The sequence below is a fragment of the Pseudomonas sp. CGJS7 genome, assembly GCF_036961695.1.
In genome coordinates, this window is sequence record NZ_JBAMDI010000200.1 from 1 (window position 1) to 13987 (window position 13987).

Annotated in this window: 12 protein-coding genes; 7 read left to right on the plus strand and 5 right to left on the minus strand. The window is 64.1% G+C overall.

From position 1 onward, the window contains the following. The 3 genes from V7787_RS49960 to V7787_RS49970 form a co-directional block, all read right to left on the minus strand. Positions 1-464, minus strand: a 464-nt coding sequence (locus V7787_RS49960; RefSeq protein WP_336094988.1) for a copper resistance protein NlpE, incomplete at its 3' end; no start/stop codon positions are given. A gap of 124 nt (positions 465-588) precedes the next feature. Beyond that, positions 589-2124 (minus strand): helicase HerA-like domain-containing protein, encoded by a 1536-nt coding sequence (locus tag V7787_RS49965; protein ID WP_336094989.1) that lies wholly within the window; start codon positions 2122-2124, stop codon positions 589-591. 156 nt (positions 2125-2280) lie between these two features. Continuing rightward, positions 2281-2739, minus strand: coding sequence for a cupin domain-containing protein (locus V7787_RS49970; RefSeq protein WP_336094990.1), 459 nt, complete (start codon positions 2737-2739; stop codon positions 2281-2283). 328 nt (positions 2740-3067) lie between these two features. On the opposite strand from V7787_RS49970, the gene V7787_RS49975 reads away from it, so the two are divergent. Together V7787_RS49975 and V7787_RS49980 are read left to right on the plus strand one after the other, a co-directional pair. Beyond that, the gene (locus V7787_RS49975; RefSeq protein WP_336094991.1) at positions 3068-3472 is read left to right on the plus strand and encodes a hypothetical protein; all 405 of its coding nucleotides are present in this window, start codon (positions 3068-3070) and stop codon (positions 3470-3472) included. A gap of 14 nt (positions 3473-3486) precedes the next feature. Beyond that, on the plus strand, positions 3487-3840 hold the full coding sequence (locus V7787_RS49980; protein ID WP_336094992.1) for a hypothetical protein: 354 nt from the start codon (positions 3487-3489) through the stop codon (positions 3838-3840). A gap of 626 nt (positions 3841-4466) precedes the next feature. Here the strand turns inward: V7787_RS49980 and V7787_RS49985 are convergent. Then, positions 4467-4763 (minus strand): hypothetical protein, encoded by a 297-nt coding sequence (locus V7787_RS49985; RefSeq protein WP_336094993.1) that lies wholly within the window; start codon positions 4761-4763, stop codon positions 4467-4469. A gap of 426 nt (positions 4764-5189) precedes the next feature. On the opposite strand from V7787_RS49985, the gene V7787_RS49990 reads away from it, so the two are divergent. From V7787_RS49990 to V7787_RS50010, 5 genes are all read left to right on the plus strand, one after another. Continuing rightward, positions 5190-5960, plus strand: coding sequence for a hypothetical protein (locus tag V7787_RS49990; protein WP_336094994.1), 771 nt, complete (start codon positions 5190-5192; stop codon positions 5958-5960). A gap of 156 nt (positions 5961-6116) precedes the next feature. Continuing rightward, positions 6117-6521, plus strand: coding sequence for a hypothetical protein (locus V7787_RS49995; protein ID WP_336094995.1), 405 nt, complete (start codon positions 6117-6119; stop codon positions 6519-6521). 14 nt (positions 6522-6535) lie between these two features. Continuing rightward, complete coding sequence (locus V7787_RS50000; protein ID WP_336094996.1) at positions 6536-10054, plus strand: peptidoglycan-binding protein; 3519 nt, start codon at positions 6536-6538, stop codon at positions 10052-10054. Positions 10055-10422: 368 nt separating this feature from the next. After that, complete coding sequence (locus V7787_RS50005; RefSeq protein ID WP_336094997.1) at positions 10423-12015, plus strand: transglycosylase SLT domain-containing protein; 1593 nt, start codon at positions 10423-10425, stop codon at positions 12013-12015. A 117-nt stretch (positions 12016-12132) separates the two neighbouring features. Further along, positions 12133-12831 carry a lysoplasmalogenase gene (locus V7787_RS50010; RefSeq protein WP_336094998.1) on the plus strand — a complete coding sequence of 233 codons (699 nt, stop codon included), beginning with the start codon at positions 12133-12135 and terminating at the stop codon, positions 12829-12831. A gap of 67 nt (positions 12832-12898) precedes the next feature. Here V7787_RS50010 and V7787_RS50015 read toward each other — a convergent pair whose 3' ends face one another. Beyond that, positions 12899-13948: a hypothetical protein gene (locus V7787_RS50015; protein ID WP_336094999.1), complete on the minus strand. Its 1050-nt coding sequence runs from the start codon at positions 13946-13948 to the stop codon at positions 12899-12901. Positions 13949-13987 lie beyond the last annotated feature (39 nt).

Genomic DNA, 13987 nt, shown 5'->3' on the forward strand with positions numbered 1-13987 from the left:
TTGTAGTTGAGCTGCGAATCGATGTGCTTGCCCCCGATATCGAGCATGCGGATTTCCCCGGGCGAGAGCACTTCGAACAAGCGGTCGTCGTCGCTCTTGCTGTTGGGGTCCAGGCGCAGGCGCTTGCCGTCTTCTTCCGCGGTCCAGTTGCCGTCGCCCTTGGAGGGCTCGCCCTTTTCGCCCTGATAGGTCTCTTCGATGGTGTAGCTGCCGTCGGCCTTGAACTCGATCTTGGTGTCGATGCCGCTGCAATCGGCGCAGGGCACCACGCCGCTGAAGGTGCCGGCGAAGGCGGCGGCGTCGAAGCCGGGCTTGGGCGCTTCGGCGGCCGGTGCGGGCTCGGCGGCCGGGGCGGCTTCGGCGGCCTTGGGCGTTTCGGCGGGGGCGGCCGGTTCGGCGGGCTTGTTGCACGCGCTCAAAGCGAGCGCAGCCAGACAGGCGAGGGCGAGCAATTTCTGCGACATGTGCGGTTCCTTATGCGGTGGTTTTTTACGATAGGCGAGAAAACTTCCATTGCCAGCGGCGGGCGCGGGCGTGGCGCGCGAAAAACCCGCGCTCGCTCACTGTTTGCGCCCTGGCCGCCGGCCGTCAGCGCTTGCCGCCGAAGATGCCGCCGAGCAAGCCGCGCAGAATCTGCCGACCGACCTGGCTGCCGACCGTGCGCGCGGTCTGCTTGGCCATGGTCTCGACCATGCCCTGACGGCGCTTGGTGCCGAACACCGCATCCTTGACCGCCTGACCGAACCCGCCTTCTTCCCGGTCGTCCTGCTCGCGGGTCTTGGCCGCCGGCGCCTGTGCCTGTTCGGTCGCCGCCTCAGCGCGCTTGACCAGCATTTCTGCGGCCGACTCGCGATTGACCGTGGTGTCGTACTTGCCGCCGATCGGGCTGCCCGCGCGCACCTGCGCGCGCTCGGCCTCGGTGATCGCGCCCATCCGGCAACGCGGCGGCGCCACCAGCGTGCGCTCCACCGGCATCGGCACGCCCTTGTCCTGCAAGGTCGACACCAGCGCCTCGCCGGTGCCGAGCTTGGAAATCGCCTCGGCCACGTTCAAGGCCGGATTGGGCACGAACGTCTCCGCCGCCGTGCGCACCGCCTTCTGATCGCGAGGGGTGAACGCACGCAGCGCATGCTGCACCCGGTTGCCGAGCTGGCCGAGAATGTTGTCGGGAATATCGTCGGGGAACTGCGAGCAGAAATACACGCCCACACCCTTGGAGCGGATGATCCGCACCACTTGCTCGACCCGCTGCTGCAACGCCGCCGGCGCGTCGTCGAACAACAAATGCGCCTCGTCGAACACGAACACCAGCTTGGGCTTGTCGATATCGCCGACTTCCGGCAGTTGCTCGAACAACTCCGACAACAGCCACAGCAGGAAGCTGGAATACAGCCGCGGCTTGAGGATCAGCGAATCGGCCGCGAGCACGTTGACCACCCCGCGCCCGTCGGTGGTGGTGCGCATCAGATCGTTGAGCTCCAGCGCCGGCTCGCCGAAGAAATGGTTGGCGCCGTCCTGTTCCAGACGCAGCAGCGAACGCTGGATCGCGCCGACCGACTGGGTGCTGACCAAGCCGTAGCTGGTGGAAATGTCCTTGCGCTCCTCGGCCACCAGGCCCAGCAACGCGCGCAGGTCTTCCAGATCCAGCAGCAACAGGCCGCGGTCGTCGGCCAGCTTGAACACGATATCGAGCACGCCCGACTGGGTGTCGTTGAGTTCCAGGATGCGCGCCAGCAGGGTCGGGCCCATTTCGCTGACCGTGGTGCGTACCGGATGGCCGAGCTTGCCGAACAGGTCCCAGAACACCACCGGATTGGCGGCCGGCGTCCAATCGGTCTCGCCGATCTCGGTCAAGCGCGCCTGCAGCTTGTCGTTGCTGGCCCCGGGCATCGCCAGACCGGCGACATCGCCTTTCACGTCGGCCAGGAACACCGGCACGCCCTGACGCGAAAACCCTTCGGCCAAGGTCATCAAGGTGACCGTCTTGCCGGTGCCGGTGGCCCCGGCGACCAAACCGTGGCGATTGCCGAGCTTGGTGTGCAGGAACACCTGTCCGCTTTCGGGCGTGGTGACCGCCTTGCCGATCAGGATGTCGTGCGGGTTTGCAGCGGGGGTCGGGGCCATGTCCGGGTCCGTGGTTCAGTGAAGGAGCAGGGGCCGATTCTAGCGGCAGCGGTGAGGGGTTCGTGAACTGTGACAATCGGGCGGCGCGGGCGGCGGCCGCTGCTACCGACGCGTGAGGCGTCGGCCACGAAAAACGGCCGGCGCCGCCGCGTACCGTCAGGGCTTCGCCTCTGCGGCCTTATCGACGAACGCGCGGCCGCTCGGCCCGGTGCCGCTGACCTGGATCACCGTAGGCTCGCGGATCTCGACATAGTGGGGAACCCCGGCCGGCTCGGTATAGAAACTGCCCGCGGGCAGCTCCTTCAAATCCGCGGCCACGACTTTCTCGCCATAACCGGTGTACCAAGTGCCCGAGAGGATGGTGATCTCGCGCGAATCGGTATGGGTGTGCGGCGCCAGCTTGAAGCCGGCGGGGAACTTGAGCCGGATCGTATAAGGCCCGGGCTTGGCCGGATCGCCGATCAACAAGGTCTGCTCCATTCCGGGCATCGCCAACCGACCTTGCGAAGACCACTTCATCTCCGACGGCGTCAATGCCACCGCCGACGGATCGGCGGCTTGCGCCACCAGTGCGGCCGAAAGCAAAGCCAACGCGTAAACGACTTTAGCGTGCATGAGGTGTCTCCTTATCGTGAGCCGCGCGGGGCGGCGGGGCGTTGCAGACTCTGCGCTGCGTGTGCGGGGCCGCGAGCGTCGATGATCGCGTTTGTGCGTGTACTTGTTGTGCAGAAGAAGTGATGCGGGATGCGTAGGCGACACCCGATGGCTGTACCTCCCCCTCACCGTCATTCCGGCGAAAGCCGGAATCCATTTTGACTTTGGCTCCGGCGCCACAGACGGCGCCGTTTTGTCAGCGACTCAGGCGATACTGGGGCCGCACAGCAGCGAGCGTGACTGTGCCACTCTCCACACAAGAAGTACCCGGCAACTAAGGAATGACGCCATGGCTATCGGCCCTGAACTACAAGCCAAGATTGACGCGCTAGAAGATGACACGTTGAAAGAATGGATCATTGGCGTTCTTACGGGGCCCGGTCAAAAGAAGGCGACCGATGAAGATATCTACGAAACGATACTGGGTGGCTATGCGATGGCCACAGAACAGCAGGCTCAGCTGAGGACGTGGAGAGATGAAGAAGTGGCTGCATTTGCAACCTATTTCTACAGCGAATGGCCCGAGCGGTACGTTGAGTTTCTGCAGCAAGAAAGGGATTTCGATGAGATCGAAGCGGCGTTCTCATGGGGTGTGTTTCGATTGATATGCGTGTGGATGCCGGATTTGAACGATGCGGACGCTACGGGATTGTTCGGTAAATTTCGCGACTACGCCAAGGCGAACGTTGCCTGATCAAGGAGGAGTGAATGGCTATGAATTTCTTGCTGGCGCATACAACGAGCTTGACGTATGCCTATCGCGCGGGCGGCCCGAGGTTGCTCGACGTCTATCGGACCATGGCACAAGCAGGTGGCCGTGAGCTGGCCATTTCTAGAACGGTCGCATTCGAAATTGAGGCTGGTCCGCTCAGGCGCGAATTGGGTGAGTACCTGGTTGACCGGAAGGTTCCGATTCTTGAGGCTCCAGAGACACAACGGTTGCTGAGGACGGGCGCCATTTCCCATGAAGGCGCGAGCAATGATTCCCTGATAGAGATCGCTAACCGTGAGCTTGAAGAAGGCCGTAGTCCAATTGTCTGGTCGGACTATGAACATGCATAGCTTGATCTGAATCGTAGACTGTTTGAGGCGTCGGACAGACCGGTCGCGACGACCGGTGCGCGCAGCCTGGGACACCGTCCGCAACCCGCGACTCCCCTCGCGCAAAGCAAGAGGGCTTGAGCGCAAGGCATTGAGCTTTGCGCGCAACCCTCCGCATGCCAGTCGCCATCCCGCGCAGCCCTACCGCGACCCATTTGGCTTGCGTGCAAGCCGCAACGTATCGCGACCACAAGCCACCGAGCACCGATCGCAATGCCTTACGGGGCAAGGGCAAGCCGCGAAGCCTTGCGCGCGACCGTCCCGGCTTGCGCGCAAGCCAAAAGACGTCGCAAACGCAAGGTGCGAGCAGTTGCGCGCGACAGACGGCGAGACGCGCGCAACGCACCGCGCTTAGCGAATGGGGCAGGCGCGGTCGCGACTGGGATTCAACGGCTTGCGAACGAGGCGACGCGGCTGGGCTGCAAAGCCGCGCGTCTTGCGTCCGGCGCCTTTTCGCTCGCGCGCAAGGCAATTTGCCTTGCGATTGCGGCGATACGAGCCGGGTTTGTCTCTCAGTGAAACGAGACCGGGACTGCGCCTACTGCCATCAGCCCCCAAGGACTCCTATATGGCTGCGAAGCCTTAAGTCAGTGCACCCGGCGCGAGGCCGCCGGCCAACGGCCAATACCGCCGTCGCCTTCGCCATCGGGCGTCCACGCGCAAGCCTCCAGTACGGGGTCCAGTCGCCGGGCGAGGGCGTGGAACACATCGCGCAGCAAACGGGGATCGTGGCCGGCGGCGTAACCGACCTCGCTCAGCACCTCAGGCTGCAAGGTGCGCACGATGCCGTGCAGCTCTTGATGAAAGGCAAACAGGGTTTTAAAGGCATCGACGGTCATCACCACCCCCTCGCGAGCGGGGGTAGGGTCGGGTTTGCGGGGCATAAGCGGCACTCCTGTCCTTGAGCGGGAAACCCGCGCGGCGCACAACGCGACGGCGGGGTGTCGGGAGGTTCGAAACCGCACGTAGACGGCGGGCATATTCCCCTTGCGGGTGTTGTATTAGCCGCCCTCCCGACGCAGGCAAACGCGTCGACATGCCTAAGCTTCAGGCATGAAAAACCCACCGATTAACAGAGGTGGGAACCGCTACGTGAGGAGTTTCGACGCTCCTTGCTTGCGACTTTGCATAACCCGCGAATGGCTGTCAATCGTCGGATTTTATGTCCGCATGAACGATGTAGATAACTGCGCCGTTCGGCACACACGATCGTTAGTGTGCTGGTAACCGTTGCTAGATGACTGCGTGTGGACGCAAAATCTGGACATGGCACTGGTTGCGCCCGCAAGTCCCCGGAAGGATCCATTCCTATGCTGAACGCAATGATCGCTGCTCGCATCAAAAACCTCCTTGTCGCAATCGTCGTTTCAGCGGGTTCCTGCTCTGCTCAAGCTGAAGAGTCTGGTAGCAAGTTCCGTTCTAGGTGCTTAGTCACCGAGAAAGACGCCGAGGGGGCGTGGAGTGCTTCGCGGAATTTACTCGTGCGCAACGGGGTTGTCAGTTCGGCGATAGATAGCTATGAGTGGCGCGCGAAAGAAAGCGCTACGTTTGCCCCTGGGGCGACCTTGAAATGGGGTGTCGGCTACGATTGGTCGTCGCAAGAAGCCTTGCAGAAAGCTATCCCGGAAGACCGAGTCCTGGTGATTCTGAATTTCTGGTACGACGCGGAACGAGTCGACACGCCCATGAAGAGGCCGGATAACAGCTGGATCCATCTCTACCGATCAGCTAACCCGGAAGAGCGTTTTTCTTCTAACACGACCAGTCTGACCGGTGTCATGTCCTGGAGTCAGTTCAATAATGGCAACGTCAGCGCGACGGCAGTAATCGAGCTCGATCATTTTCTGGCCTTCGGTGCGGGGTTTGATAAGCTGGTTTGGAACATAAGAACCGCGCCCGATGAAATTGGCGCGACGTATGCCTTGGCTAAGGGTGTTGTTCCGGTCTCGACAATGCGGAACAAGGTCTCGCAGATTTCAAAGCTGCGTCGCGTGCTCGACAAAAAGGCAGCGAACTTTCAGGCCGAATGCAATGGCGATGAACCTCCCATTGAAGTTGACTTGGGGTCAGGCTCGCGATGAGCTCGAACTCACCGCAAGATGATTAAGGCGGCATCTGCATGCGTTTCAATCCGCGGCATCACATAGCAAGCGCCCATGATCTCGAATTCATCCCGTCGCAATCAGTTGGGCAAGCATCTTTTATGTATGAATCGCTAAGCCTTAAGGAACTGCGCCATGCCCATCAGTCCTGAACTGCAAGCAAAAATCGATGCTTTGGAAGACGAAAAACTTAGGGCCAGAATTCTTGGGGTGCTTACTGGGCCCGGGATACGGCGGGCAAGCGATGAGGAGATCTACGAGTCCATAGTCTCTGACTACGCGGCTGCTGAGGCGTACTGGGGAAAGTTGAAGAAGTGGCGGGACGAGGAGGTAGCAGATTTCGCTCAGTACCTTAAAGGAAGGTGCCCAGGGGACTACCTCGAATTTCAGCGGCAAGAAAAAGAGTATCAGGAAATCGAAGATGGACTCGCTTGGATCGTTTTTCGCGTAATACGGGAGTGGCGCCCTGGTCTGGATGAGTCTGATGTCATCGGTTTGTTTGGCAAATTCCGAGGGTACGTCAGATTGCATTTGATCTGATCAGGGAAGATCGAGTGACTACACGCTATTTTTTGGCAGATACGAGCAGTTTGGTTTTTGCCTACCGCGCAGGTGGTACGCAGTTGCTTGACGCCTACCGAAGGGCTGTGGAAGCAGATGGGTATAAGCTCGCTATTTCCACAACGGTTCAGAGAGAGATTTTCAAGGGGCCTCTCGGAGAAGATCTGGGGCTTTATCTTGCTGAGCAGAAAATAACCGTTCTCGTTGCCTCCAAGACAGAGTTGGAGCTGGCGTCTGCTCGTACTGAAGAGGAGAGAAAAAGACTTTCTAAGAATGCAGGTGAGCGCTCATTACGTGAAATTGCCACCCTCGAAAGCGCGGAAGGCCGCAGTGTCGTCATCTGGTCGGACGACAGGTATTTCGCATCGCCGCAGATACTCCGAGAGTTGCAGCGAGAGATCCCGACTCTCCAGTTGAAGATCACCAGCAAAGTGCTCGATCAGTTGAATTTAGATGGCCGGATCACAGAAGCCGAGTATCAGCAGCACCTAGCAGGCTACCGAAAGCAGGATCAGTTCACTGGCGACCGCCTGAACTCATTCGACCCCGCCCTATCTCCAGCAACAACCCCAGCCCCCGATCTCCCCGAAGCCGATCCCCCCCTCCGCGGCCCCAAAGACCAACGCGGCTTCGCCTCCAAAGAACTCCTGCTCGGCGAAGTCCCCAGAAACACCCTGATCCGCTCCGGCGGCCTGCTGGCCTCCGGCGCCGATCTGGCCGTGAGCGCGCAACGCGTCGCCGAACTGCTGGAACAAGACAACCCGGCCGCAGCGCAGTCCGAGGCTTCGCGCGCGGTGGCGCGCACGGCCGGCGGTTGGGCCGGCGGCAGCGCGGCGGCGTCGTTGGTGGGGACTTCGGGCTATCTGCCGGCGGCCGTTGTCGTGGCCGACGCGATGCTGCTCAGCAAGGCCTTCGAAAGAGGCGTGGATTTGCAGGAAAACCGCGACATCACTCAGGTGGAAGACCGACAGAAGGTGAAGTGGGCGTTCAACGGCCGCAATTGGGAACGTGAGGCTCTGCTCGATAAGACCGTCGATGGTGAGAACAATCCGGTCAAAGACAAGATCGGCGCGAATTACGACAAGGCGCGCGAGCTGGGCACTCTCGCCAGCGCCAAGGCGGTCGAGTTTGCGCTGCGCGATCCGCCGCGGCCGCAAAACCCGTTCGATCTACCGGCCAGCCCTTCCGATCAGCGCGGCGAGAGCAACCCGAATTGGCAGCGCAATCCGCAGACCGACGATTGGCAGCGTCTGGTCCGGATCGGCTCGTCGGGCGCTAACGATCGCGGCACTTACGAGCAGCAGATCGCGTTGCCGGAACGGGCGATGGAGTTGAACCGCGAGGCGGTGGCGCGGATCCAGCACAACATCGCCAACGGGCGCGAGACTATCGCCGCCGTGTATTTGCAGAACTATGCCGCGCAGCGGTCCAGCGATTTCGACCGGGTGCCCGCGGCAGTGCAGTGGGCGCGGCCGCGGCCGGATGAGGTGCAGGGTTCGGACGGGCAGTTGTATCGGCGCGGCGCGGAGGGTCAATGGACCGGCGCCGGCCGCCAGGCGCAGGGCAATCTGGCGTTGGAGCTGGAATTGACCCGGATGGCGCGCGAGCCGTCGCTGGAGCAGTTGAACGCGCGCATCGCCGCACTCGATGCGCGGCCCGCGCCGACCGAGCAAGAGCGGCAGCAGAATCAGTTGCTGCATCAGTATCGCGTGACTCCCGAGCGGATCGAACTCACGCCGCAATGGCAGCAGTCGATCGAATTGGCGCTGCAGCGCACCCGCGATGAACACGGGATATCCGGGGCGGGCTCGCTGCAGTTGCTGCGCGGCAGCAATGGTGCGTATGGCGCCGACAGTCCTATCGCGCATTACCAGCGCGGCGCCGATGGCGTGGATCGCTTGGTCGCGCAGACCAGCAGCGAAGAGATTCTGCAGGCGCGCCAGGACGTGCTGGCCGGCCGGGCGCCGCAAGCGCCGGTGCCGGATTCGCCGGAGTTGCGCATCGCCGCGTTGTCGCCGCAGCAGCGCGAGGCGCAGGAGCAGGCGCTGCGTGAGGCGAATCGGTTGGGGTTGTCGCGCGATGACGCGCAGCTCACCGCGCAAATGGCCGCGGCGGCTGTCGCGGCGGATCGCGAACCGGAAATCGTCGTGTTGCCTCGCGCCGCCGCCGATGTGCGCACGCCGGCGCAGCCTGAACTCCCGCGCGAATCCGTGTCGCCGTCGCCGGTATCGCCCATGCCGCCACCGATGCCGCAGGCGCAGGAGCCGGCGCCGCAACCGCGTGAGGCCCAGGCCCGCGCTGAGCCCGAGCGCGCGCCGGTCGAGCCCGCGCAAGCGGCGGCGGATCAGGCGCGGATGCAGTCGCAGCCATCGTCGGCGCAGGCTAACGCGCCCGCGCCGCCGCCACCGGCACCCACATCGGGATCGCCCACCGCTGCGGACGACGCTTTGAAGCGCGGCGCCGAAGGGCAAGAAGTCGCGCTGTTGCAACACCGTTTGGATCGCATGGGGTATCGCGGGCCGGACGAGTCGCGTTTGCCGCAGCACGGTCGATTCGATGCCGCTACCGAACACGGCGTGCGCCAGTTTCAACAAGCGAACCAATTGCCGCCGACGGGCGTCGTCGATCCGGAGACGGTTCAAGCGCTGGCGATCGCGCAGCAGAGTCGCGCGGTGCGTCCTGCGCAGATGCAACCGCGCGAAGAGCCGGCATCGCCCGTACGCGAACGCGAGCCGGCTGGGCTCGCGCAGAACGCGGCGCCGGCCCCCGCGCCGCCGCCGGCTCCGCAGTCGGCGCCAATCCGCGAGGAGCTTGTTGCCAAGGCCGATGCGGCGGAGCCCGCGCGCGCTGTGCCAGCCAACCCGCCTTCGCCCGTCGCCGATCCGCGCTCGGTTCCGCAAACGCCGCCGCTCAAGAGCGAACGCGAGCCCGAGCCCGAACGCGTTCTGACCGCTCAGGAGAATCCAACTCGGCCGGAGCGCCCGGCATCCCAAGCAGACGACTGGCAAGCGCCGCCGCTGGCGAAAGCGTCCTTCGTGCCTGAGGCGAACGAACCCGCGGCGCAAACCGCCAAAACCACCGATGCGCCCGAACGCGCCGATTCGCGAGCCGCCGCACAGCGGCCCCAGCCTGGGCCCGAATCCACGGTCGACCTGTCCCATTTCTCCCGCGACGACCAAGCGATGATCGCCAAGCTCCGCGCCGGCGCGGGGGCAGGGCTGTCGGATGAGCATCTGGCCGCGGCGATGCTTGCGGCCAAGCGCAACGGAATTCCCGACGCGGACCGGATCGGTCCGGTGGCGGTGGTCGATGAAACCCTGTGGGTCGGCCGGACCGTGCCGGGCTTCCACACTGCCGTGAATCTCGGGCAGCCGGCGCCGCAGTTGCAAGACAGCTTGCGCGATACCCAGCAGTTCAATCACGAGCAAGCGCAGCAGCAGGCGCAAGCGCGGGAGCTTGAGCAGCAACAGCAGAACGAAAAACAAACGAATGCGATGCGGCCGCAGATTTAGCGCCGCTGTTGGACGGTTCTGCCCGAGGCGGCCAGAGCAAGATCAAAATGGGTTCCGGCTTTCGCCGGAATGACGGCTGCGGAGGGCGCGGCATTGCAGGTGGTTCTTTTGACGGGATAGCGGCGGGACGGGCGCTATCGCCAGGTTGCGGGATTGTTCTGTTCGACCGAATCGGAGCCGGCGGAGCGGCAGGACAAGAACGCCAGGCCGGGAACGAGACAGCAGGAGCGGCAAACCATCCTCGTCGGTGGCTGCAGACGGAACGGCCGCCGCCGCCCCCAGAAAATCCGTGCCCGATCACGGTCCTTGCCCGCCCCGGACCCCGCCGTTACCCTGGCTCCCCGCGAAATGGATCCGCCGCACGCCTCATGCCTGCTAATTCAAGCCCCGTTTTCTCCGGCATCAAGGGCGCGTTCGCGCCGCTCGCCGCCGCCCTGGCTCTGTGCAGCCTGTCGCCGCAAGCCGCGGCTCTGTCGAAGAAGGATCAGGCCGCGGTCGATGCCTTGACCCAGCGTCTGCAATCGGCGGAGACCCGCTACCAGTCGGCCCTGGTCAAGATCCGCAACGCCGATCCGAGCGGGCGTCAGGACAGCGACGCCGCGCTGGAGGACATGGAAGACGTGATCGCCGCCTGCCTCAAGCAGAAGGGCTGTCAGGTCAACACCATGCTGGCCGGTTACAAGCGCCTGCTCAAGGCCACCGCCGATGCCTCCGCCAGCACCGATGAAGACGCCGACGACGGCGGCCAGCTCGACAGCGAAGGCCTCGCCGCCGACGTGCCCGAGGCCGCGCGCGCGGCCGCGCTGCTCAGCGCCGACGGCCAGCGTTTCGTCAAGATGGTGCAGTACAACCCGGCGGTGCAGGCCGGCATCCGCCGCTGGCTGACCGATCTGCGCGGTCCGCTGATGCAGAGCTACGACAACTACCAGTACATGCGTTCGATGATGTGGCCCGCGTTCGAGCGCGAAGGCCTGCCGGAGGCGTTGCTGTTCGGGATCATGGCCAAGGAATCCAACGGCCGCGTGCACGCGACCTCGCGGGTCGGCGCCGCGGGCCCGTTGCAGTTCATGTTCGCCACCGGCAAGCGTTTCGGCCTGGGCGACGACGGCACCGGCTTCGACACCCGTTACGACCCGCGCGCCTCGGCGCAGGCGGCGGCGGAGTATTTGAACGAGCGCTTCGGCCAGCTCAACAACAGCATCGAACTGTCCCTGGCCGCCTACAACGGCGGCGAAGGCCGCGCGCTGCGGATCAACAACGCCAGCGGCGGGCGCAATTTCTGGGACGAATCGGTCTACAACCAGTTCCCGGCCGAAACCCGCGACTACGTGCCGATGGTGATCGCCGCGGCCTGGCTGTTCCTGCATCCGCGCGAATACGGCCTGCATTTCCCCAAGGTCGACAACAAGCTGGCGACCTTGCGCTTGAACAAGGCCAGTTCTATCTACGAACTGACCATTTGCCTCGGCAGCAGCGGCAGCCGCGACGGCTACATGCGCGCCTTGCGCAACCTCAACCCGCGCTATCAGGCCGACAGCTACCTGTCCGCCGGCACCACCCTCAACGCCACCACCAAGATGGTCAGCCTGTACAACCGCTGGTGCGTGCAGGGCAAGCGCGCCGAGTTGGCGCACACCCTGGTGATGAGCGACGCCAACAGCGCGATCGTGCGCACCGGCCCGCTCACGGTGTTGCCGATGTCGGCGACCGGCGAAGACGGCACCGTGCCGGTGACCGTAGCCACCGGCGTGCCGACCACGGTCGCCACCGGCAAGCCCGCGCCGGTCAAGAAGCCGGCCAAGCCCGCCAGCTACAAAGTGCAACGCGGGCAGACCTTGACCGATGTGGCCAAGAAGTTCGAGTGCGATACCAAGCAGTTGGCCAAGGCCAATGGGATCAAGGGGCCGCGGTATACGGTCAAGCCGGGGCAGAAGTTGAAGTTGGACGGTTGCGGGCAGTAAGGCCGCGCCGGTTATCGCATGGATGCGCAATACGACGATGGCCGCGCCGCCGCTGGAACGCCAGCGGTTGGCGACAGGCCGCTGGCTGCGGAAACAACGGTGGCTGAGGTATCTGCCATGAAATCGCAGGTCGAATCGCCCGAGTCCTTTCCGGCCGCCTGGATCGGCGCGATCGCGCTGTCGGCCATCGCCGCCATCGCCGGCGCCTACTTCTCACCGCCGCTGCACTACCTCTTCAAACCGCTGACCACGCTGCTGATCGCGGCGATGGTCTGGCGCCACGGCCGCGATGCCGAGCCCGCGTACCGGCGCACGATTCTCGCGGGCTTGTTGCTGTCGACCTGCGGCGACGCGTTCCTGATGTTGCCGGGCGATTGGTTCGTATTCGGGCTGGGTTCGTTTCTGTGCGCGCACATCGCTTATCTGCTGGGTCTGTGCGGACGGGCGCGGTTGGCCGCGCTGAAGTTGCCGTTCTTGGGTTATGCGGCTTTGGCCACTGCGGTGTTGTGCGTGCTGTGGCCGCACCTGCCGGGCGAGTTGCGGATACCGGTAATCGTGTATGTCGTGGTGCTCGCGGCGATGGCGGCGCAAGCGGCGGTGGTGTGGCGGCGCTGGCCGGTGCGCGCGACGGCGTTGGCGGCGCTGGGCGGCGGGTTTTTCGTCGCCTCCGATGCGACCTTGGCCATCGACCGCTTCGCCGCGCCGTTCGGCGCGGCTTCGCTGGTGGTGTTGGCGACGTATTGGGTCGCGCAGACCTTGATCGGGTTGTCGGTGCGGCCGCTCGGTGCGGCGGCGACGGCGCGAGAGCGTACCTGAGCGAACCGGCTTACCGATCCGCGGCGACGCGTTGCATCGGCAATGCGGCGCGGACCGCCTTGAGCGACTATTTCGGTGCGGCTTCGGCGTCGGTTCGGCCTTTGTCGGCGTCGCCGGAGTCCGGCTTCGGCGTCTTATCCGCCGAAGACACCGCATCGCGCGCCTTCTGCCACCAACCGGCCGCGGCCTTCTGCGCCTTGTCCGCGCCTTCCTTGACCGAGCCGCCCGCGGCCGCCCAGGCCTGGTCTTCGGCGAACCCGGTAACGGTGCGCAGCAATTGCGGGCCTTCGGCCTGGATCGCTTCCCAACCCAGCACCGCCACCAGGCGTGGCATGAACACCATCGAGTCGACGTCGCCGCCCTTGGCTTCGACCTTGGCGATGAACGCCACCAGTTCTTTGCGCACCGCCTCGGGCGCGCTCGGGTCGCGGCTGAGTTTTTTCAGCGCGACCAATCCGTCCTGGGTACGGCCTTCCTTGAAAGCGATGCCGGCTGCAGGCAATTGCGAGAACCACGGCTGCTTCAGCAACTGTGCGAGCGCGTCGAAATGCACTTGTGCGCGCTCCCATTCCTGCTCGCTCGCGGCGAAGTAGGCCAGGGCGACGTGCATGACGATCACGTGCTCGACCGGCGGTTGAGTTTCGCCGGCTTGATTCGGCAAGGCCCAGGCTTTGTCGCTCTCTTGCTTGGCCAGCCCGGGCCACTGCTCGCGCTGGAACACCACCGAGCGCAACGAGGACGCGGCGGCGCGGTCGAAGGTGTTGCACTGTTGCGCGTCGACGATGTCGCTTTCGGCCAGGGCGATGCTGCGCTTGTCGGCGATCAGCGCGCCGTAGGCGAGCAGCACGTGGGTGACGCACAGGTCGGCCTTGCTCAGTTCGCCCTTGGGCAGATCGGCGGGCAGTTTGCCGCCGGCCCAGTTTTCGCCGGTCCATTGCAGGCCCTTGCGGTAGGCGGCGAGGCCTTCGAGCAAGGCGTTTTCGGAGACGTTGCGATACTGGGTGTAGACCAGTCCTTCGCGCATCGCGGCGAGTTGCTCGGTTTCGCTTTTGCCGCCGCAGGCGGCGAGGGCGAGAGCGAGTGCGGCGACGGTGAAGCAACCTTGATTGCGGGTCATCTGTGTTCCTTCCGTGGAGTGGGTGGGCTACCTGTAGGA